The sequence below is a fragment of the Phenylobacterium sp. genome (genome assembly GCF_022402485.1).
Lineage (GTDB): Bacteria > Pseudomonadota > Alphaproteobacteria > Caulobacterales > Caulobacteraceae > Phenylobacterium.
Genome location: NZ_JAKRSA010000025.1, coordinates 37,922 through 56,732, shown reverse-complemented (window position 1 = coordinate 56,732; position 18,811 = coordinate 37,922). Strand labels below are relative to the sequence as shown.

General features: G+C 67.2%; 15 protein-coding genes and 1 pseudogene. 7 read left to right on the top strand and 9 right to left on the bottom strand.

Going from position 1 to position 18,811, the window contains the following annotated elements; translation table 11 throughout:
- Positions 1 to 52 precede the first annotated feature (52 nt).
- Both MH112_RS10215 and mutS read right to left on the bottom strand, forming a co-directional pair.
- Entirely contained in the window at positions 53 to 658 is a 606-nt protein-coding gene (locus tag MH112_RS10215) for an HAD family hydrolase (RefSeq protein ID WP_296567333.1), read from the bottom strand.
- Complete coding sequence (gene mutS / locus MH112_RS10210; RefSeq protein WP_296567331.1) at positions 655 to 3,339, bottom strand: DNA mismatch repair protein MutS; 2,685 nt, start codon at positions 3,337 to 3,339, stop codon at positions 655 to 657. Before mutS ends, MH112_RS10215 begins: the two co-directional genes overlap by 4 nt.
- Before the next feature lie 185 nt (positions 3,340 to 3,524).
- Here mutS and MH112_RS10205 point away from each other — a divergent pair, with 185 nt between their 5' ends.
- Positions 3,525 to 5,066 carry an NAD(P)/FAD-dependent oxidoreductase gene (locus MH112_RS10205; RefSeq protein ID WP_296567330.1) on the top strand — a complete coding sequence of 514 codons (1,542 nt, stop codon included), beginning with the start codon at positions 3,525 to 3,527 and terminating at the stop codon, positions 5,064 to 5,066.
- Between the two features lie 30 nt (positions 5,067 to 5,096).
- On the opposite strand, the gene dnaJ is transcribed toward MH112_RS10205, so the two are convergent.
- The 3 genes from dnaJ to MH112_RS10190 all read right to left on the bottom strand — a co-directional run bounded on the left by dnaJ (position 5,097) and on the right by MH112_RS10190 (position 8,995).
- Positions 5,097 to 6,254, bottom strand: a complete 1,158-nt coding sequence (gene dnaJ, locus MH112_RS10200) for a molecular chaperone DnaJ (RefSeq protein ID WP_296567328.1) — start codon at positions 6,252 to 6,254, stop codon at positions 5,097 to 5,099.
- A gap of 163 nt (positions 6,255 to 6,417) precedes the next feature.
- Positions 6,418 to 8,319, bottom strand: coding sequence for a molecular chaperone DnaK (dnaK, locus tag MH112_RS10195; protein ID WP_296567326.1), 1,902 nt, complete (start codon positions 8,317 to 8,319; stop codon positions 6,418 to 6,420).
- A 175-nt stretch (positions 8,320 to 8,494) separates the two neighbouring features.
- Positions 8,495 to 8,995: a hypothetical protein gene (locus tag MH112_RS10190; RefSeq protein ID WP_296567323.1), complete on the bottom strand. Its 501-nt coding sequence runs from the start codon at positions 8,993 to 8,995 to the stop codon at positions 8,495 to 8,497.
- A 20-nt stretch (positions 8,996 to 9,015) separates the two neighbouring features.
- Here MH112_RS10190 and MH112_RS10185 point away from each other — a divergent pair, with 20 nt between their 5' ends.
- The 3 genes from MH112_RS10185 to MH112_RS10175 all read left to right on the top strand — a co-directional run bounded on the left by MH112_RS10185 (position 9,016) and on the right by MH112_RS10175 (position 11,357).
- Positions 9,016 to 9,633, top strand: coding sequence for an alpha-ketoglutarate-dependent dioxygenase AlkB (locus tag MH112_RS10185; protein ID WP_296567320.1), 618 nt, complete (start codon positions 9,016 to 9,018; stop codon positions 9,631 to 9,633).
- Between the two features lie 60 nt (positions 9,634 to 9,693).
- A complete protein-coding gene (locus tag MH112_RS10180) occupies positions 9,694 to 10,581 on the top strand; it encodes a dienelactone hydrolase family protein (protein WP_296567317.1) in 888 nt (295 codons plus the stop codon).
- Positions 10,582 to 10,655: 74 nt separating this feature from the next.
- On the top strand, positions 10,656 to 11,357 hold the full coding sequence (locus MH112_RS10175) for a DUF502 domain-containing protein (RefSeq protein WP_296567313.1): 702 nt from the start codon (positions 10,656 to 10,658) through the stop codon (positions 11,355 to 11,357).
- 27 nt (positions 11,358 to 11,384) lie between these two features.
- Here the strand turns inward: MH112_RS10175 and MH112_RS10170 are convergent, their stop codons facing one another.
- Positions 11,385 to 11,816 (bottom strand): hypothetical protein, encoded by a 432-nt coding sequence (locus MH112_RS10170; RefSeq protein ID WP_296567310.1) that lies wholly within the window; start codon positions 11,814 to 11,816, stop codon positions 11,385 to 11,387.
- A 157-nt stretch (positions 11,817 to 11,973) separates the two neighbouring features.
- On the opposite strand from MH112_RS10170, the gene MH112_RS10165 reads away from it, so the two are divergent.
- The 3 genes from MH112_RS10165 to MH112_RS10155 all read left to right on the top strand — a co-directional run bounded on the left by MH112_RS10165 (position 11,974) and on the right by MH112_RS10155 (position 16,957).
- Complete coding sequence (locus MH112_RS10165; protein ID WP_296567308.1) at positions 11,974 to 14,361, top strand: DNA translocase FtsK 4TM domain-containing protein; 2,388 nt, start codon at positions 11,974 to 11,976, stop codon at positions 14,359 to 14,361.
- Between the two features lie 311 nt (positions 14,362 to 14,672).
- Positions 14,673 to 15,389: an SDR family NAD(P)-dependent oxidoreductase gene (locus MH112_RS10160; protein ID WP_296567305.1), complete on the top strand. Its 717-nt coding sequence runs from the start codon at positions 14,673 to 14,675 to the stop codon at positions 15,387 to 15,389.
- On the top strand, positions 15,383 to 16,957 hold the full coding sequence (locus tag MH112_RS10155; RefSeq protein WP_296567304.1) for a cryptochrome/photolyase family protein: 1,575 nt from the start codon (positions 15,383 to 15,385) through the stop codon (positions 16,955 to 16,957). The genes MH112_RS10160 and MH112_RS10155 overlap by 7 nt, the downstream gene beginning before the upstream one ends.
- On the opposite strand, the gene MH112_RS10150 is transcribed toward MH112_RS10155, so the two are convergent.
- The 3 genes and pseudogenes from MH112_RS10150 to MH112_RS10140 all read right to left on the bottom strand — a co-directional run.
- Positions 16,930 to 17,355: a YbaN family protein gene (locus MH112_RS10150; protein WP_296567302.1), complete on the bottom strand. Its 426-nt coding sequence runs from the start codon at positions 17,353 to 17,355 to the stop codon at positions 16,930 to 16,932. The genes MH112_RS10155 and MH112_RS10150 overlap by 28 nt on opposite strands.
- 103 nt (positions 17,356 to 17,458) lie before the next feature.
- Complete coding sequence (locus MH112_RS10145; RefSeq protein ID WP_296567300.1) at positions 17,459 to 17,935, bottom strand: response regulator; 477 nt, start codon at positions 17,933 to 17,935, stop codon at positions 17,459 to 17,461.
- Between the two features lie 153 nt (positions 17,936 to 18,088).
- Positions 18,089 to 18,811 (bottom strand): annotated as a pseudogene (locus MH112_RS10140) (hypothetical protein); the annotation flags it as partial.

Below are 18,811 nucleotides of genomic sequence, written 5' to 3'. Positions count from 1 at the left end.
CCCTTGGTGTCCTTTGTGTCCCCGTTTGAATGCGCCTGCGGCGTGCAGGGCCTCAGCGGGCTTCCGCCTCGGCGATCACATTGGCCACTGTCCGCGTCCCGTCCCACAACCCCGCCCGCCAGCCGCAGGCGAGCGCGGCCTCCACGTTGCGGGGGGAATCATCGATCAGCAGAAGCTCGTGCGGCCCATGGCCTGTGCGCTTGGCGACCGCCTCGAAGAAGGCGGGATCGGGCTTTCCGCAGCCATAATCGGCGGCGTAATGGATCTCCGCGAAGCGATCCTTCAGGCCAAGCCCGTTCCACAGGTAGTCCGCCCGCAGGTGCTCCTGCACCGTGGCCAGATGCAGGGCGTACTGGCCATCCAGGGCGTCGAGCTGATCGAGAAAGCCCTGGTCCAGATGGGCGTCCTTGGAAAACCAGTAAGCGGTCAGGACGTCCGGGGTCAGATGCGGCGCAAGGGCCGGCAGAGCCAGCGCTAGCCGCTGATGCAAGTCTGCGCGGCCATTCACCACGTCGGGCCAGTGCACAGCGAAAAATGCGCTCTGCAACTTGACCGGATCGACACCCAGATCGGCCTGGATTGTGTGGTCCCAGCGCAGGCCCTGCGGATGGCGGATCACCACCCCGTCCACGTCGATCATCAAGGTGCGGACGGTCATGGCGGCAATTGGCCCTTCAGCCGGTAGAGGGCGTCCATGGCTTCCCGTGGGCTCATGCCGTCCAGGTCCAGCGCCCGCAGAGACTCCTCGACCGGGCTCGGCGAGGCCACGTCGGGTTCGGCGACGCTGAGCGCAAATAGCGGCAGGTCCTGCAGATGGGCCGGCGCCCCGGCTTCGCGCTCCAGGCGGTCGAGCACCTGTCGGGCCCGGGCGACCACAGCTGGCGGCACGCCGGCCAGCTTGGCCACCTGGACGCCATAGGAGCGGTCTGCGGGGCCAGGGCCGGCCTCGTGCAGGAAGATCAGGTCGCCCTGCCATTCCTTGGCCCGCATGGAGAGGTTGGCCACATGGGGCAGCCGGTCCTCCAGCACCGCCAGCTCGTGATAGTGGGTGGCGAACAGGGCGCGGCAGCGGTTGGTCTCGTGCAGGGCCTCGGCGCAGGCCCAGGCGATGGCCAGGCCGTCATAGGTCGCGGTGCCTCGGCCGATCTCATCGAGGATGACAAAGGAGCGGGGCGTGGCCTGGGTGAGGATGGCGGCGGTCTCGACCATCTCGGCCATGAAGGTCGACCGGCCCCGGGCCAGGTCATCGCCGGCGCCGACCCGACTGAACAGGCGGTCAACCACGCCAAGCCTCACGGCCTGGGCTGGCACGAAAGACCCGGCCTGGGCCAGCACGCAGAGCAGGGCGTTCTGGCGCAGGAAGGTGGACTTGCCGGCCATGTTGGGCCCGGTGACGATGGACAGTCGTGCCGCCCCGGCGCCGGCCCCGTCCAGGCGACAGTCATTGGGGGTGAAGGCGGCCCCGGCCCGCCGGACAGCGGCCTCCACCACCGGGTGGCGGGCGGCGACCGCCTCGAAAGCGCAGGAGCGATCCACGACGGGCCGCGTGGCACCAGCCTCATCGGCCCATTCGGCGAGGCCGGCCGCCACATCCAGGGTGGCGGCGGCGAAGGCGGCCGCCTGGATCGCCTGGGCCTCATGGGTGGCAGCCTCCCGCCAGGCCTCGAAGGTGGCCACCTCCATGGCCAGGGCCCGCTCGGCCGCCTGGGCGATCCTGGCGTCCAGCTCGGCCAGTTCGACCGTGGTGAAGCGCACTTGGCTGGCCAGAGTCTGGCGGTGAATGAAGGTCGCGTTCAGCGGCGGCTTCAACAGGGGCTCGCCGGCCTTGGCGCTGGTCTCCACGAAATAGCCGAGGACGGCGTTGTGGCGGACTTTCAGGGCCACGCCGCTTTCGTTGGCCAACTGCGCCTCCAGGCCCGCGATCACCTTGCGGCTGTCGTCGCGCAGGGCGCGGGCCTGGTCGAGCTCGGGGCGCACCCCCGGTGCCACAAAGCCCCCATCCCGGGCCTGGGCCGGGAGCTCTGGTCCAAGCCCTGCGGCCAGCAGGTCCCGCAGGTCAGAGAGCCCCGTCTGGACGTTGAGGTCGAGGGCCGTCAGGGCCTGGGCCACCTCTGGGGGCGGGATCGGGTCCAGGGGGGCGGGGCTGGTGAACAGGCCAGTGATGGCCTCTCCGGCCGCCAGACCATCGCGCAGGGCACCCAGATCCCGAGGTCCCCCGCGCCCGAGCGCCAGGCGCGACAGGGCGCGCGCCATATCGCCCATGGACTTCAGCTGAGCCCGCAGGTCCTGGCGAAGGGTTCGGCGGGCGCAGAAGAAGGCCACCGCATCCAGCCGGGCGTCGATGGCGGCGGGCTCCACAAGGGGTCGCGCCAGCCGGGTGGCCAACAGCCGGGCACCGGGCGCCGTCACGGTCCGGTCAATGGCCGCCAGCAGGCTGCCCTCCCGGCCGCCGGAAAGGCTGCGTTCGATCTCCAGGCTTGTCCGGGTGGCCGGGTCGATGGCCATGACCTCGCTCTCCCCGATCCGGCGGGGGGCTGAGAGGGCCGGCAGGCGTCCAGCCTGGGTGGTCTCCAGATGGGCGGCGATGAGGCCGAGCGCCGAAACCTCCGCCCCGCTGAGCGCCCCGAAGCCGTCCAGGGTTTCGACCCCGTAAAGCCGCTTGAGCCGGGCCTCCGAGGCGGAAGGTTCGGCGAGCGCCTGGGGCATGGGCTGAACGAAGCCGCCCACAGCGCGCAGGGCTTCGGCCGCCGGGCCATCGGAAAACAACCGGTCTGGGACCAGGGTCTCTGAGGGCGCGAGCGCCGCCAGGGCCGAGGCGAGGCCGGCTACGTCCAGGGACAGGCACTCCACCTCGCCGGTGGAGAGCTCCACCGAGGCAATGGCCGCCTGGCCCGCGCGGACCGCCACGGCGGCCAGGCGATTGGCGCCGCGGGCGTCCAGGAGGCCGTCCTCGGTCAGGGTGCCCGGGGTCACCACTCGGACGATCTCGCGCCGGACAATGGATTTCGAGCCGCGCTTCTTAGCCTCGGCCGGGTCCTCCATCTGGTCGCAGACGGCGACCTTGAAGCCTGCCCGGATCAGCTTGGCCAGATAGGCCTCGGCCGCATGGGCCGGCACGCCCGCCATGGGGATCGGCTGGCCCCCATGATTGCCCCGGGCCGTCAGGCTGATGCCCAGCGCCGCAGCCGCCTTCTGGGCGTCCTCGAAGAACAGCTCGTAGAAATCGCCCATGCGGAAAAAGATCAGCGCGTCGGGCTGGGCCGCCTTGGCCGCAAAAAACTGGGCCATCACCGGGGTGGCACCCGAGACATCTGGCAGGGTGGGGGAGGGGGCGTTCATCAGGCCTTCAAGCTAGCGGCCCAGGGGGATTCGGTCATCCCTTGGCGCATGACTTGGGCCTTGGCGCGTCCGCCATTCCCCCCTCGCCAACTGATCGTCGATCACCTAACTTGATTTCCATCAGGGATCGCAGATCGTCAGACGCAGATACTGACGACGGGAAACGACAAGGAAGAGGATACCCCATGACCAGCGTGGATGTGGCGCCGAAGGCTTCGGCGACGTCGGGCGTTCAGCACTTCGACGTGCTGGTGGTGGGGGCGGGGATTTCCGGGGTCGGCGCGGCCTGGCACCTGACGCACCAGTCGCCGGAGACGCGCTTTGTGGTGCTGGAGTCCAAGGAAACCTTCGGCGGCACCTGGGTCACCCACCGTTATCCCGGCGTGCGCTCCGACAGCGACCTCTACACCTTCGGCTACCGGTTCAAGCCCTGGCGGGGCGCGCCCATCGCCACGTCGGCGGAAATCCTCAGCTATATGGGCGAGGTAATCGAGGAGAACGATCTGGCCCGCCATATCCGCTATGGCCACAAGATCACCAACGCCGCCTGGTCCAGCGACAAGAAGGTCTGGACCGTGGACGCGGTGAAGACCGCCACCGGCGAGGCCCTGACCTTTACCTGCGGGTTCCTCTGGATGTGCCAGGGCTATTACCACCACGACGAGGGCTATACGCCGGAATGGCCGGGCATGGCTGACTTCAAGGGGCCGATCATCCACCCGCAGACCTGGCCGGAAGACCTGGACTATGCCGGCAAGAAGGTGGTGGTGATCGGGTCTGGCGCCACAGCGGCCACCCTGGTGCCAGCGCTCGCCGAGAAGGCCGGCCATGTGACCATGCTGCAGCGCTCGCCGACCTATTTTGCCACCGGGCGCAATGCCAACGAACTGGCCGACACGCTGCGCGACCTGGAAGTTCCCGAGGAGTGGACCCACGAGATCGTGCGCCGCCGCATCCTCAAGGACCAGGGCATGTTCGCCCACATGGCCCGGGAGTATCCCGACGCGGTCAAGGACGAGATCCTCAAGAATGTCGCCGCCGTCCTGCCGGAGGGCTATGACATGAAGCACTTCACCCCCAGCTACCGGCCCTGGCAGCAGCGCCTGGCCTTCGTGCCGGACGCCGACCTGTTCAAGGGCATCTGCGCGGGCAAGGCTTCGGTGGTCACTGACCAGATTGAGCGCTTCACCGACAAGGGCATCCTGCTCAAGTCCGGCGAGGTGCTGGAGGCCGACATCATCATCACCGCCACAGGCTTCCGCCTGTCGGTCATGGGGGAAATTCCCTTCCAGGTGGACGGCCACCCGGTGAATTTCGGCGACACCCTGACCTATCGCGGCATGATGTTCACCGGCGTGCCGAACCTCGTCTGGGTGTTTGGCTATTTCCGCGCCAGCTGGACCCTGCGGGTGGACCTGATGGGGGACTTTGTCGCCCGGCTGCTGGACCACATGAAGGCCAAGGGCGTCAAGAAGGTGATGGTTGATCCCGGTGAAGCCGCCGCCACCATGGCCCGCGGTCCCTGGATCGATCCAGACAACTTCAATCCGGGCTATCTGATGCGCGACATGGACAAGATGCCCAAGTGCGGCGACAGCGCCGAATGGCGCCACACCCAGGACTACTGGGCCGAACGCTCCGACATCCCGGCCATCGATCTCGATGCCCCGATCTTCCGCTATGACGACCAGCCGGCAACGGCCCGGGCTGTGGAGGCCGCAGAGTAAGGGGGCAAAGCCCAGCTCCCCTCAGGCCCCTCAGCCGCCGGTCATCTCTTCCCAGAACCGCTTGGCCTTGCCGACGAAGGACGAGGACTTGGGATGGGTCTGCTCGCCGCTGAGGGCGGCGAACTCGGCCATCAGCTCCTTCTGGCGGGGGCTGAGGCGGGTGGGCGTCTCGACGAAGATTTCCACCACCAGGTTGCCGCGCTCGCGCGAACGCAGGGAGGGCATGCCCTTGCCCTTCAGGCGCAGGGTCTTGCCGGTCTGGGCACCCTCCGGGACATTCACTGGGATCTTGCAGTGGCCATCGCAGTCCTCCCCGCCCATGAGGCAGGGGGCCTCGATCTCGCCGCCCAGGACCGCGACGGCCATGGGAACAGGTACGGTGCAGAGCAGATCCAGGCCATCGCGCTCGAACAGTTCGTGCGGGGTCACCGACAGGAACAGGTAGAGGTCGCCCCGGGGGCCGCCACGGCCGCCGGCATCACCCTCCCCAGCCAGACGGATACGGGAGCCGTCATCGACGCCTGCAGGGATGCGTACCTGCAGGGTGCGTTCCTTGCGCACCTGTCCATGGCCATGGCAGGTCGTGCAGGGCTCAAGGATCAGCCGGCCAGAACCGCCGCAGCGGGGGCAGGTGCGCTCCACGGCGAAAAAGCCCTGGGTAGCCCGTACGCGGCCCGCGCCGCCGCAGCCGCCGCACACAGTCGGGCTGGTGCCAGGCTTGGCACCGGAGCCATCACAAGCCTCGCAGGTGATGGCGGCGGGGACCACGATCTCCACCTCGGCACCGGCGAAGGCCTGTTCAAGGGTGATTTCCAGATCATAGCGCAGGTCCTGGCCCCTGGCCGGTCCGCTGCGTCGGCCGCGGCCCCCCTGGCCGAACATGTCGCCAAAGGCATCGCCAAACACTTCGTTGAAGATGTCGTGCACGTCGGTAAAGCCAGCCCCGCCGGGGCCGCCGCCGCCGCCGCCGTTCACACCGGCGTGGCCAAACCGGTCATAGGCCGCACGCTTCTGAGCGTCAGAGAGGACCGAATAGGCCTCGTTGATCTCCTTGAAACGGGTGGCGGAGTCCTCGCAGCCGCCATTGCGGTCGGGATGATGCTCCATCGCCAGCTTGCGATAGGCGGCCTTGAGCGTGGCGTCATCGCTGCCGCGGCTCACGCCCAGGATCTCGTAATAGTCCCGCATGCGCGTCAGATGTCTGAATGAGTGTGGAAATTGAGGTGGGCACGCCCCCGGTCCGCCGCAAGGTGGAGGGTTAACCGGGGGCGCTCAACGCCGGAGCCTTGGGATGGCGCGCCTGGCCCCGCCATCCGGCGAAGGGCCAGGCCGCGCCCCGCAGGGCGCAGGCTCACGCCGACTTCTTGTCGTCGCCGTCGACTTCTTCAAACTCTGCGTCGACCACGTCGTCGCCGGCTGCGTCAGGCTGGGCCTCGCCCGCACCGCCCTGCTGAGCCGCATACATGGCCTCGCCGAGCTTCATGGAGGCCTGGATCAGGGTCTGGGTCTTGGTGGAGATCGCCTCGGCGTCTTCCCCGTCCAGAACCGACTTCAGGTCAGCCAGGGCGGTTTCGATCGCTGTCTTGTCGTCGCCGGAGACCTTGTCTCCGTGTTCAGCCATGGCTTTTTCGGTGGAGTGGACCACCGCCTCGCCCTGGTTCCTGGCCTCGACGACGGCCTTGCGCTTCTCGTCCTCGGCCCGATTGGCTTCAGCTTCCTTGACCATGGCCTCGATGTCGGCGTCCGACAGGCCGCCATTGGCCTGGATGCGGATCGACTGCTCCTTGGCCGTGGCCTTGTCGCGGGCCTGGACATTGACGATGCCGTTGGCGTCGATGTCGAAGGTGACCTCGACCTGGGGCACGCCCCGGGGCGCTGGCGGGATGCCGACCAGGTCGAACTGACCCAGCATCTTGTTGTGGGCTGCCAGGGGGCGTTCGCCCTGGAAGACCCGGATGGTCACTGCAGACTGGTTGTCGTCAGCGGTGGAGAAGGTCTGCGAGCGTTTGGTGGGGATGGTGGTGTTGCGCTCGATCAGTGGGGTGAAGACCCCGCCCAGGGTCTCGATGCCGAGCGTCAGGGGGGTCACGTCGAGCAGCAGCACGTCCTTGACGTCGCCCTGCAGCACCCCGGCCTGGACCGCAGCGCCCAGCGCCACGACCTCGTCCGGGTTCACGCCCTTGTGGGGTTCACGGCCGAAGAACTCCTTCACCGCTTCGGCGACCTTGGGCATGCGGGTCATGCCGCCCACCAGGATCACTTCGTCGATGTCAGATTTTTTGAGGCCAGCATCCTTCAGGGCCTGGTCACAGGGACCGATGGTGCGGGCCACCAGGTCTTCCACCAGGGCTTCCAGCTTGGCGCGGGAGAGCTTGATGTTCAGGTGCAGCGGACCCGACGCATTCATCGAGATGAAGGGCAGGTTCACCTCGTACTGGGCGGTCGAGGACAGCTCCTTCTTGGCCTTCTCGGCCTCTTCCTTCAGGCGCTGGAGGGCCAGCTTGTCGTTGCGCAGGTCGACGGAGTTCTCTTTTTTGAACTCGTCCGCCAGGTAGTTGACGATCCGCAGGTCGAAATCTTCGCCGCCGAGGAAGGTGTCGCCATTGGTGGCCTTCACCTCGAAGACGCCGTCGCCGATTTCCAAAATGGACACGTCGAAGGTGCCGCCGCCCAGGTCGTAGACCGCGATCTTCTTGCCGTCGTTCTTCTCAAGACCGTAGGCGAGCGCTGCTGCGGTGGGCTCGTTGATGATCCGCAGGACTTCCAGACCGGCGATCTTGCCGGCGTCCTTGGTGGCCTGCCGCTGGGCGTCATTGAAATAGGCCGGGACGGTGATGACCGCCTTCTCGACCTTCTCGCCCAGGTGCTGCTCGGCGGCTTCCTTCATTTTCTGAAGGATGAAGGCCGAGATCTGCTGGGGGGAGTAATCCTTGTTATGGGCCCGGACCCAGGCGTCGCCGCCGGGGCCTTTGACGATGTCATAGGGCACCATGCCCTTGTCCTTCTCCACCGTCGGGTCCCCATACTGGCGGCCGATCAGGCGCTTGATGGCGAAGAGGGTGTTGGAGGGGTTGGTCACCGCCTGGCGCTTGGCCGGCTGGCCGACGAGGCGTTCGCCATCGTCGAGGATGGCAACCACTGAGGGGGTGGTGCGGGCGCCCTCGGCGTTCTCGATCACTTTCGGCGTCTTGCCGTCCATGATGGCCACGCACGAATTGGTGGTGCCGAGGTCGATACCGATAATCTTGCTCATATCGAGTCCTGCTCGCTCTTGTTTGGCGGACGGCGCGTGTGGGCCTTCTAGTGAAGCGCCCCGGTTCTTGTCACCGCCCCCGATCGAAAAAGGGTCTCGGGCGGTTAGCCCAAACAGGGCACCGCCGTCGAGTCGCGATATGGGGCTCCTGGTCGCCGCTACAACCCCAATGCCCCTAAAGAATCCGGGGTTTATCCCCGGGGGTTGTGCAAAGGCCGGCCAGGAAAGCCCCATAGGCCAAGGCTGGGAACGGGGTTATGGCCTTGCGCCGGGCCAGAAAGGCGTGCTGCACAACCATGGCCTGCTGCTCGATATTCAGCTCACCAAAGCCGCGACCGGCACCCAGGTCATAGGCGTAGGCCTCTGGCCCATCGCCACATCTGAGCTTGGCCCACAGCAGGCCGACCCCCTGTTGGGCCTGCCAGACATGGGTCAGTTCATGGATGAAAAGGCCCTGCAGTCCCAGGGGGGCTGAGGAGAAATCTGCAGCTGAAGCCTTACGGGGAAAGACCATCAGCCGCGCGCCGGCCGCAAAGGCCCGGGGCCAGAGGGGCTGGACCAGGATTCGCACCCGACGCGGCTCGAGCCCGTGGCCGAACACCTCGTGGGCCAGGGCGATTTCCCCCGCCGTCAGCGGTCGCAAGGCAAGGTGAGGCGAGGGCGCGCGGGCGATCATTACGCCCTATATGGAGCCCGATGGTGCCTCTGACGCAAACCGGATTTCGACTCCTGCCAGGAGCCTTGGACGCCGAGGCCCAGGCCAGCCTGCTGACCGAGGTGCTGCGCCGGGTGGAGGTTGCGCCGCTCTACCGGCCGATGACGCCTGGCGGAAAGCCGATGAGCGTGGAGATGACCAATTTCGGCCCCCTCGGCTGGGTCACCGACGCGCTGGGCTATCGCTATCAGCCGACCCATCCGGTGACCGGAGCGCCCTGGCCGGACATTCCTGCAGCCTTGCTCAAGCTCTGGGATCAGGTGGCCGGGGCAACGGCACCCCCGGACGCCTGCCTGGTCAATCTCTACCGGGACGGCGCGCGGATGGGCCTGCACCAGGACAGGGACGAGGCCGATTTCAGCTTCCCGGTGCTCTCAGTCTCCCTGGGGGACACGGCGGTGTTTCGGATCGGCGGTGTGAACCGCCGCGATCCCACTACCTCGGTGCGGCTGGCCTCTGGTGATGTTTGCATCCTGACCGGGGATGCCCGTCTGGCCCATCATGGGATCGATCGCGTCCTGGCGGGATCTTCGCGTCTGACCCCGGGCGGCGGACGAATCAACCTGACTCTGCGCCGGGCCAGCCCAGGACCCGGCTGAACCCTGGACTCCCCTGAGGTTGGCCCGCAGGATCACCGCAACCGGATAATGGAGGACGCCATGACCACCTTGACTCGCCCTGAGGGGACCCAGCCGTCAGATCTGAACCTGTCGCGCCGGGGCCTCGCAGTTGCCGCCCTCGGCGGCTATGCGGTCTTTGCCCTGTCGGCAAAGGCCGAGCCGATCACCACCCCCGATGCCGGCTTGATCACTGAGACCGTCCAGCTGTCCCCAGCCGACGCCCAGATCCCGGCCTATCTGGCGCGGCCGGCTGCGGACGGGGCCTTTCCCGTGGTGATCGTGGTGTCGGAAATCTTTGGCATTCACGAGTACATCCGCGATGTCTGCCGCCGACTGGCGCAGCTGGGCTATGTCGCCCTGGCCCCGGACTTCTTCGCCCGGGCCGGCGATCCCTCCGGGCTCACAGACTTTGCCGAGATTCGGAAGATTGTCGCCACCGCCACCGACGACCAGGTGATGGGCGATGTGTCAGCCGCCATGGCCTTCCTCAGCACCCAGCCTTACGCCCGGACCGACGCGGCAGCGATCACCGGCTTCTGTTGGGGGGGCAACATCACCTGGCAGGCCAGCCAAAAGCTGAACCTGTTCAAGGCCGGGGTGGCCTGGTACGGGCGCCTGGCAAGACCTGCCGACGCGCCCGCTGATGGCCGTCAGTGGCCGGTGGACCTGGCCGGCCAGATCTCTGCCCCTGTGCTGGGCCTCTATGCCGGCCAGGACCAGGGCATCCCCCTGGAGCACGTGGAACAGATGCGTGCTGCCCTGGCGGCTGCCGGCAAGACCGACAGCCAGATCATCGTCTATCCGGAGTCCCAGCACGGCTTCCATGCCGACTATCGCTCGGCTTATGACGCGGCTGCGGCCAAGGACGGGTGGGCGCGGATGCTGGCCCACTTCGCGGCCCATGGCGTGGCACCGGGCGCGGCATAACTTCGCCATGGTTCCGAAGGGCTGCGGCTGCGTTTAGGTAAGCCTGACTTACCCATACGAGAGAGTCGCAGCCCATGGACCCCGCCCTTCGACAGACGCTGATCCGTTGGCCCCAGACCCTGGCGGTGGGAGCCATCACCCTGGCTCCCCTGGCCCTGACGGTCTGGGCGCTGTGGCTGCTGGCCAAGCTGGCGGCTCTGCTGGGGGCTTTGGTGATCGGGCCCCTGACGGCCTGGGGCGGCGGCGACGGCGAGCGCGGGGTGGCAACCACAATCCTGGAGATCCTCGTCGCCCTGGTGATCCTGACGGTTGTCGGGACGCTGGCCCGAGGTGCGGCCGGCCGGGCGGTGGGTAAGGCGGTGGATGACGCCATCAGCCGCATTCCCATCGGCCGCACGATCTATTCCTCAGCCCAGAAGCTTATCACCAGCTTCCAGTCGCCCATGGAAAAGGCCCAGAAGGTGGTGCTGATCGAGTTTCCGTCTGAGGAAATGAAAACGGTCGGTCTGGTGACCCAGATCTTCACCGCGGCCGACACCGGCGAAGAACTGGCGGCGGTCTATGTGCCCACCACACCCAATCCGACATCTGGCTATGTGGAGATTGTGCCGGTGGAGCGGCTGGTCTGGCTGGACTGGACCCTGAATGAAGCGATTCAGTTTGTGGTCTCGGCGGGGGTGACCGCCCCCGAGACCATCAAGTACCGCGACAGGGGGAGACCGCCCCTGGCGCAGCCCGATGTGGCCGCCGCCGACGATCCTCCCCCTATCCCGTAGGCCGGCCTTTCACGCCGCCTCAAGCCCTCAGAAGGGGGGCTGCTCGCTCAGCCCGTCCACCAGATCGCCGATGGCGTCGCCATTGGCTGGGGGCGTGGGTGCCTTGGGGGCTGGTGCCGTTGGGGCGGGGGCGCGAGGGGCTGGTGCGGGTTCGTCGGGAACCTGCAGGGCCGGCGTCTGTGGATCGGACGGGGCAGGCTCTGCAGGGGCTGCAGGCGCCGGGGTCTCGGCGGTCTCCTCGATGACCACCACCGGCGGCGGTTCAGGCGCGGCAAGGTCCAGGGCCTGGGCGTCGGTCGCGCTCATGGGCGCAGACCCTGCGCCCTCCGCAAGGCCTTCACCTGGCAGGCGTCCACCCCGGGGCTCGGCCCCCAGGATGCCGAGCACAAAGGCGCCGACCGCGCAGGTCAGCAACAGAATCGCCACAAGGCGCAGGACGGGGTGAGGCATGGTCCACATGGGCCGAAACCTAGTGCGGCCCGGGCGGAAGCGGAAGCGCGATCATCACCGAGAGCGAGCCTCGTGTGCCGCAGAGCACGCGGAGCGGGTTGTCACGGGGTAAACGCCTCTTAACCCTCCGCGGCCATAGATGTTCGCCAGTCGATTTGGAGGCCCCATGGCGCGGGCGGTGCGAAAGTCTGGTCTGGAGCTTGGGCTGTATATCGCCCGGCTGGCATGGACCCATCCCCTGACCGCGCGCCTGCGCGGTGGTGTGCTGGCGGCGGCGGGAATCGCCGTGGCTTTGGCCCTGGCGACCTACAATGCCGCCGACCCCAGCCTGAACGCCGCAACGCCTCAGTCTCCTCTGAACGTCCTAGGTCGCCCTGGGGCGACCATCGCCGATATTGCCATCCAGTCCCTGGGTCTGGCGGCGGCCCTGGGGGCATTGATGATGGTGCTGTTTGGCCTGTCCCGCGCCCTGTCTCCCGACCCCGACGCCAGCCGCACCGACCTGCGCCTGCGGGCCGGGGTGGGCGTCATTGGCGCGCTTTGTCTGGCGGCCCTCTTGGCCTGGCCTGCCCCGCCAGCCCTCTGGCCCCTGGCCAAGGGGCTTGGCGGCTTTTGGGGGCATGGCATTCTGGCAGGCCTCGCCGGGGTGCTGGACTTTGCCCAGATTCCCCTGGCGCGGCCTCTCGCAGCCCTTGGTCTTGGAACGGCAGGCGCGGTCGCCTTGGCGTATGCGCTTGGCATCCGGCGGGTGAACCTCTCGGCCTTGGCCGAGGGGCTGGCCCAGGCGCTCACGCCCCGTCCGCGGATCGAGATTGAGCCCCCGCCGCCCCCTGCGCCGGCCCGGGCCGCCCGGGCGCGCCGCGCCGCCCAGCCCGCCGACAGGTCGGCCCCGTCTGTGGGCCAGCCTTTGCCCGTCACCCACCAGCCCGAGGGCGAGGTCGAGCCCGAACCTATGGAGCCGGCTTCAGGGCTGAGCATCCGCGCGCCCAAGACCCCGCCGCGGGACTCCTCGCGCGAAAGCCGTGAGAACCAGGGGGTGTTTGACTTCGTCCGCCCGGATGGCTTCTCGCTGCCTGAACTTTCCATGCTGGCCAAGCCCAAGCCCCGGGCGGCCGCATTTGATGAGGGCGCTCTGCGCCAGAACGCCCAACTGCTGGAGGGCGTTCTGGCCGAGTTCGGCGTCCGCGGGCAGATCGACCAGATCCGCCCAGGTCCCGTCGTCACCCTCTATGAACTCGTCCCGGCCCCGGGGGTGAAGTCAGCCCGGGTCGTGGCACTGTCTGACGATATCGCTCGCTCCATGAGCGTTGCGGCCTGTCGCGTCGCTGTGGTGCCCGGTCGAAACGCCATCGGCATCGAACTGCCCAACCAGAAGCGCGAGACAGTCTATCTGCGCGACCTGCTGGCCAGCCCGGAATATGAGCGCTCCACCCTCGCCTTGCCCATGGCGCTCGGCGAGAATATCGGCGGCGAGCCCTACATCGCTGATCTGTCAAAGATGCCTCACCTGCTGATCGCCGGCACCACTGGCTCGGGCAAGTCGGTGGGGGTCAACGCCATGATCCTGTCGATCCTCTACCGGCTGGCACCTGACCAGTGCCGGTTCATCATGATCGACCCGAAGATGCTGGAGCTGTCGGTCTATGACGGCATTCCCCATCTGCTGGCGCCTGTGGTCACCGACCCGAAGAAGGCCATCGTCGCGCTCAAATGGACCGTGCGCGAGATGGAGGACCGCTATCGCCTGATGTCCAAGATCGGCGTGCGCAATGTCGCCTCCTACAACGAGCGCGCCAAGGAGGCTGCGGCCAAGGGCGAGCATTTCGAGCGCACCGTGCAGACCGGCTTCGATGACTCAGGTCGTGCCGTCTACGAGAGCGAACGGATTGATCCCAAGCCGATGCCCTATCTGGTGGTGGTCATCGATGAGGTGGCCGACCTGATGCTGGTGGCGGGCAAGGATGTGGAAGGCGCCGTCCAGCGCCTGGCCCAGATGGCCCGTGCGGCGGGCATCCACCTGATCATGGCCACGCAGCGGCCTTCGGTCGATGTGATCACCGGCACCATCAAGGCCAACTTCCCGACGCGGATTTCCTTCCAGGTCACGTCCAAGATCGACTCCCGCACGATCCTGGGCGAGCAGGGCGGCGAGCAGCTGCTGGGCCAAGGTGACATGCTCTACATGGCCGGCGGCGGTCGTATCACCCGCCTGCATGGTCCCTTTGTCTCCGATGAGGAGGTCGAGTCGGTCGCCAAGTTCCTGCGGGCCCAGGGCGCACCTCAGTATGTCGAGGACGTGACTGCAGGCGGCGATGACGAAGACGGCGGCGGCGACGACTTCGGCACCGGCGGTGGGTCTGGGGATGATCTCTATGATCGGGCTGTGGCCGTGGTCACCCGGGATGGCAAGGCCTCGACCAGCTATGTCCAGCGCCGGCTGCAGATCGGCTACAACCGGGCGGCCTCGCTCATTGAGCGTATGGAGCAGGAGGGCGTGGTCAGCCCGGCCAATCACGCAGGTAAGCGGGAAATCCTGGCCGCAGCGCCGCCCTAGATCACGGGCGGCTACAGAAACCAGGATGGGGCGCGCCCGACGAAGTCCGGACGGGGCTTGGGGGGAGAGAAGCGTCTCAGTCTCACGCCCGGCGCGCCCTGCGCGGGGCGGGCGAACTGTCTTTCAACAGTCGTGGGGGGGTGCCGCCTCGCGCCTCCAACAAATTGGTTTGCCGGGCGAAAATTCAAGCGCCTGCGACTTTTTGGCACCCCGATATGGGTTTCAGCCGGTGAAGCGCATCAATCCAGCCTTGTCGAGCGTAGTTTGGCCGTGGCGGTCGTGGCGGCCGTGGCCGCAAGGCGTGAGGGCTCATGGGCGCATCAGTGATTATCGGGGCCGCCGGCGGTATCGGGGCCGCCCTGGTGGCGCGGCTGGCGGCGCAGCCGAATGCGGGGCCTGTCCTGGCCCTCTCCCGCAGTCGTCCTGAGACGCTGCCCTCCGGCGTGATGTGGAGACCCATTGATCTTGAAGACGAGTCCTCAATCCTGCGGGCCGCCGACAGCCTGGATCCTGAGGTTCCCCTCGACCGGGTCCTGGTGACCACCGGCCGTCTGCATATCGCAGGACGCCCCCCGGAGAAGTCCTGGCGTCACCTGGAGGCCGAGGCGCTGATGGCGGCGTTTGCCGCCAATGCCGTGGGCCCCGCCATGGCCGCTAAGCATTTCCTGCCCCGTCTGCCCCGGGACCGGCCCTGCGTCTTTGCCGCCCTGTCGGCTCGCGTGGGCAGCATCGGCGATAATCATCTGGGAGGCTGGTACGGCTATCGGGCCTCCAAGGCCGCCCTGAACCAGTTGATCCACACCCTGGCCATTGAGCTGGCCCGCCAGAGACCCCAGGCCATCTGCGTCGCCCTGCATCCTGGGACTGTGGATACGGGCTTGAGTGCGCCCTTTCAGGCCGGGGTGAGCGGGGAGGCGCTGTTTACCCCGGAGTTTGCCGCTGAGCGTCTGCTTGAGGTCCTTGCGGGCCTCACGGCTGGCGACAGTGGCGGCTTTTTCGCCTGGGACGGACAGCCGGTCCCATGGTGAGGCGCCTCATCCTGGTGCTGGGGGACCAGCTTTCGCCCCCCCACCGGCTCTCATCCCTCCGCGACGCCGACCCTGAGGGCGATGTGGTGCTGATGGCCGAAGTGGCCGAGGAGATGTCCTACGCGCCACATCATCGCCAGAAGGTGGCCATGGTCTTTGCCGCCATGCGCCAGCATGCCGATCGCCTGCGCGAGGGCGGGTTCAGGGTGCGGTATGTGCGCCACGATGATCCCCGTAACGCGGGAAGCCTGACGGGTGAGGTGCGGCGCGCCGCGCAAGACCTGGCCCCCCATGAGGTCTGGGTCACCCGGTCGGGGGAATGGCGGCTGGAGCAGGGGTTTGATGACCTGGCGCTGACCCTGGCCCAACCTCTGCAGCGTCTGGCCGATGACCGTTATCTTTGCGACCTGGCGACCTTTGCCCGCTGGGCGGCGGGGCGGCGGGAGCTGCGGATGGAGTTCTTCTACCGGGACATGCGCCGCCGTCACGGCCTTCTGATGACGGCAGACCAGCCGGCAGGCGGCCGCTGGAACTTCGATGCTGAAAACCGGCGGCGGCTGCCCAAAGGGGTGCGCCCCCCGGCCCGGCGGATCATTGCGCCCAATCCTGTGACCCAGGGGGTGATCGCCGAGATCGCAGCCTTGAGGCCGAAGGGCTTCGGTGACCTGTCAGCTTTTGGCTGGGCGACCAATGCCGAGGAGGCTGAGGCCCTGGCTGACCACTTCTTCGCCGATATCCTACCAGGCTTTGGGGACCACCAGGACGCCATGGCCGCTGGTGAACCCTGGCTCTGGCATGGGCGGCTGTCGGCGGCCCTCAACCTTGGCCTCCTCGACCCCCTGGATCTCTGCCGGCGGGCTGAGGCAGAGTGGCGTTCAGGCCGGGCACCGCTCAACGCCGTGGAGGGGTTCATCCGACAGATCCTCGGCTGGCGGGAATTTGTCCGCGGGATCTATTGGCTGAAGATGCCAGGCTATCTGGCGACCAATGCCCTGAACGCCACAGGGCATCTGCCGGACTTCTACTGGACGGGAAAGACCGACATGGCCTGTGTGCGGGCTGTGGTCGAAGAAACCCAGGCCCATGCCTATGCCCACCACATCCAGCGGCTGATGGTCACCGGCAATCTCGCCATGCTGCTGGGCGTGGCACCGGCAGAGATCAATGCCTGGTATCTGGGAGTCTATGCCGACGCCTACGAATGGGTGGAGGCCCCGAACACCCATGGCATGGCCACCTATGCCGATGGCGGAATTGTGGGCTCCAAGCCCTATGCGGCCAGCGGGGCCTATATCAGCCGGATGAGCGATTATTGTTCGGGTTGCGCCTATGACGTGAAGGCGCGGCTGGGGGATGTGGCGTGCCCGTTCAACAGTCTCTATTGGGACTTCCTGGACCGGAACGCCGCGCGTCTGGCGGCCAATCCGCGGATGGCCCTGCCCTACAAGAACCTCGCCAGGTTGGATGATGCTGAGCGTAGGGCCATCGCCAGCCGGGCCAAGCACCTGCGCCGCCGATTTGGCGTTACGCCGGACGATGATCAGGCGGAGGGTCGGGTCAGCACATAGAGGGCGCAGAGCGTCAGGACCACGCCCGCGGCCATGGGAACCCAGGGCGTGGTAGCGGTCAGCATCACCAAAACCAGGCTCAGGCCCATGCCAATGACGGCGGCGAGCTTGGCGCGTGGCGGGATCGCACCCTTCTGGTCCCAGGCGCGCAGGGTCGGGCCGAACCGCTTATGCGCATAGAGTCTGGCCCGCAGCTTGGGGGCGCTCTTGCCGAAGGCCCACGCGGCAATGATCAGGAATATGGTGGTGGGCATCAGGGGCAGAAATGCGCCCAGAATGCCAAGTCCCAGGGCGAGAAAGCCCACCAGCCGATAAAGCAGGGTCGCGCCTGGCGCGAGCGTCGGGGGCGGCGCGGCGGCTTCCTCTGGCCGTGGTTCGGGATCGCTCGGCACCGACATCACGCCAGCATGCCACAGGTCTTGCGAGGGGGTCGCAGAAAAGATGCTGGTCTGTTGCGGACGCTTGGGAGGACAAGCCCTCGTCCGGGCTGATCCCAGGGCCTCAAAGGTCCAGACGCCAGAGGGCTTCGATCAGTTCTGCGGGTTCGAAGGGTTTGACGATCCAGCCGGCCACGCCTTCGGCCTTGCCTCGGGCCTGCTTGGCCTCTCCATCCTCGCTGGAGATGACCACCACGGGCAGGGTCGCCAGGTCTGGTAGGTCGCGCATGGCGGCCAGTAGGGCAAATCCGTCCATCTGAGGCATATTGAGGTCGGTGAGCACCACGTCGGGGCGGGAGGCCGCCATCATGGCCAGGGCACTGACCCCGTCCTCAGCTACCTGCACCTCGTAGCCCAGGGCGCTCAGCACATCGTCCAGCAGAATCCGAATGACCGCAGAGTCATCCACCACGAGGACGCGGGTCGCCCGCGCCACCTGAGACGTCGTCTGGCGGGGCGCGGCGTTGGGCGTTGGCAGAGCCTGAACAGCACGGGCGGCCGACATGGCGGGGGAGGACTCCGGGATCGACTCTGGGGGCATGTCGCGTCACCCACGCGGTGGGTGTGACGACTGTTACGGTAAGTACGCGTGGGCGCCTCCAGTACGAGAATCCTCCGTGGTCAGCAAGATGCTGCACTGCGGCAAAATGGTCCACCGCAGGCTTGAGCCGTCGATCAGCCCTGCGAAAGGGACCTAGCCGCCAAGTCGCGCCAGGCTGTTGCAGGCGGTGGTTGAGGTGCCGAGGCGGTCGCACTCGGCCTGCAGGAGCTGCCGGGCCAGGGTCATGTCCCGCGCGCCCCCGACGCCCTGGACCAGCATGTCCGCATAGATGACGCAGCCCCAACCAGAGTCGCAGACAAACCGCTCCAGCTTGCGCGCCAAAGGCAGGTCAGCGGCGATTTCCCCGCGTCTGTGCATCCCGGCCAGGCTTTGACACCCTGGGGGATAGGCCAGTTGGCAAGCGTAGCTGTAGTACTGGGTGGCCATCCCCAGGTCTTTCGACGTGCCGACCCCACTTCGTGCGGCGTCGCCAGCCTCGCTACACCCTGCGCCGTCCCCGAGCAGGCAGGCAAATGTGTAGAACCTCATGGCGTGGACGGGATCGACAGGCTGGTTGCGAAAACCGTGTTTCCACTCCCAGGCCGCCCGGGCGCAGGCCCTGGCCAGTCCCAGCCCGCAGGAATCGGTGAGCCGCCACTTTCGATCTTGGTAGAGCGTCGCGGTATCGGGCAGGCTGTGGGCTTCGTTGAACAAGTCCAGCGCCAATTCAAACCCGCTAGAAGAGTACTCTGGGAACTCTAACCAAAGGTCTGGGCAGTACTCGAAGTCTTCAACCAGGCAGGCGCGTAAGCCGACCGGCAGGAAGGTTTCGCCGCTGGTCGGAAGGGGCAGGACCTCGTCTTCAGCCATGATATG

Coding starts and splice junctions, on each gene's coding strand:
- MH112_RS10215 (WP_296567333.1), bottom strand. CDS start 658: ATGACCGTCCGCACCTTGATGATCGACGTGGACGGGGTGGTGATCCGC.
- mutS (WP_296567331.1), bottom strand. CDS start 3,339: ATGAACGCCCCCTCCCCCACCCTGCCAGATGTCTCGGGTGCCACCCCG.
- MH112_RS10205 (WP_296567330.1), top strand. CDS start 3,525: ATGACCAGCGTGGATGTGGCGCCGAAGGCTTCGGCGACGTCGGGCGTT.
- dnaJ (WP_296567328.1), bottom strand. CDS start 6,254: ATGCGGGACTATTACGAGATCCTGGGCGTGAGCCGCGGCAGCGATGAC.
- dnaK (WP_296567326.1), bottom strand. CDS start 8,319: ATGAGCAAGATTATCGGTATCGACCTCGGCACCACCAATTCGTGCGTG.
- MH112_RS10190 (WP_296567323.1), bottom strand. CDS start 8,995: ATGATCGCCCGCGCGCCCTCGCCTCACCTTGCCTTGCGACCGCTGACG.
- MH112_RS10185 (WP_296567320.1), top strand. CDS start 9,016: ATGGTGCCTCTGACGCAAACCGGATTTCGACTCCTGCCAGGAGCCTTG.
- MH112_RS10180 (WP_296567317.1), top strand. CDS start 9,694: ATGACCACCTTGACTCGCCCTGAGGGGACCCAGCCGTCAGATCTGAAC.
- MH112_RS10175 (WP_296567313.1), top strand. CDS start 10,656: ATGGACCCCGCCCTTCGACAGACGCTGATCCGTTGGCCCCAGACCCTG.
- MH112_RS10170 (WP_296567310.1), bottom strand. CDS start 11,816: ATGTGGACCATGCCTCACCCCGTCCTGCGCCTTGTGGCGATTCTGTTG.
- MH112_RS10165 (WP_296567308.1), top strand. CDS start 11,974: ATGGCGCGGGCGGTGCGAAAGTCTGGTCTGGAGCTTGGGCTGTATATC.
- MH112_RS10160 (WP_296567305.1), top strand. CDS start 14,673: ATGGGCGCATCAGTGATTATCGGGGCCGCCGGCGGTATCGGGGCCGCC.
- MH112_RS10155 (WP_296567304.1), top strand. CDS start 15,383: ATGGTGAGGCGCCTCATCCTGGTGCTGGGGGACCAGCTTTCGCCCCCC.
- MH112_RS10150 (WP_296567302.1), bottom strand. CDS start 17,355: ATGTCGGTGCCGAGCGATCCCGAACCACGGCCAGAGGAAGCCGCCGCG.
- MH112_RS10145 (WP_296567300.1), bottom strand. CDS start 17,935: ATGCCCCCAGAGTCGATCCCGGAGTCCTCCCCCGCCATGTCGGCCGCC.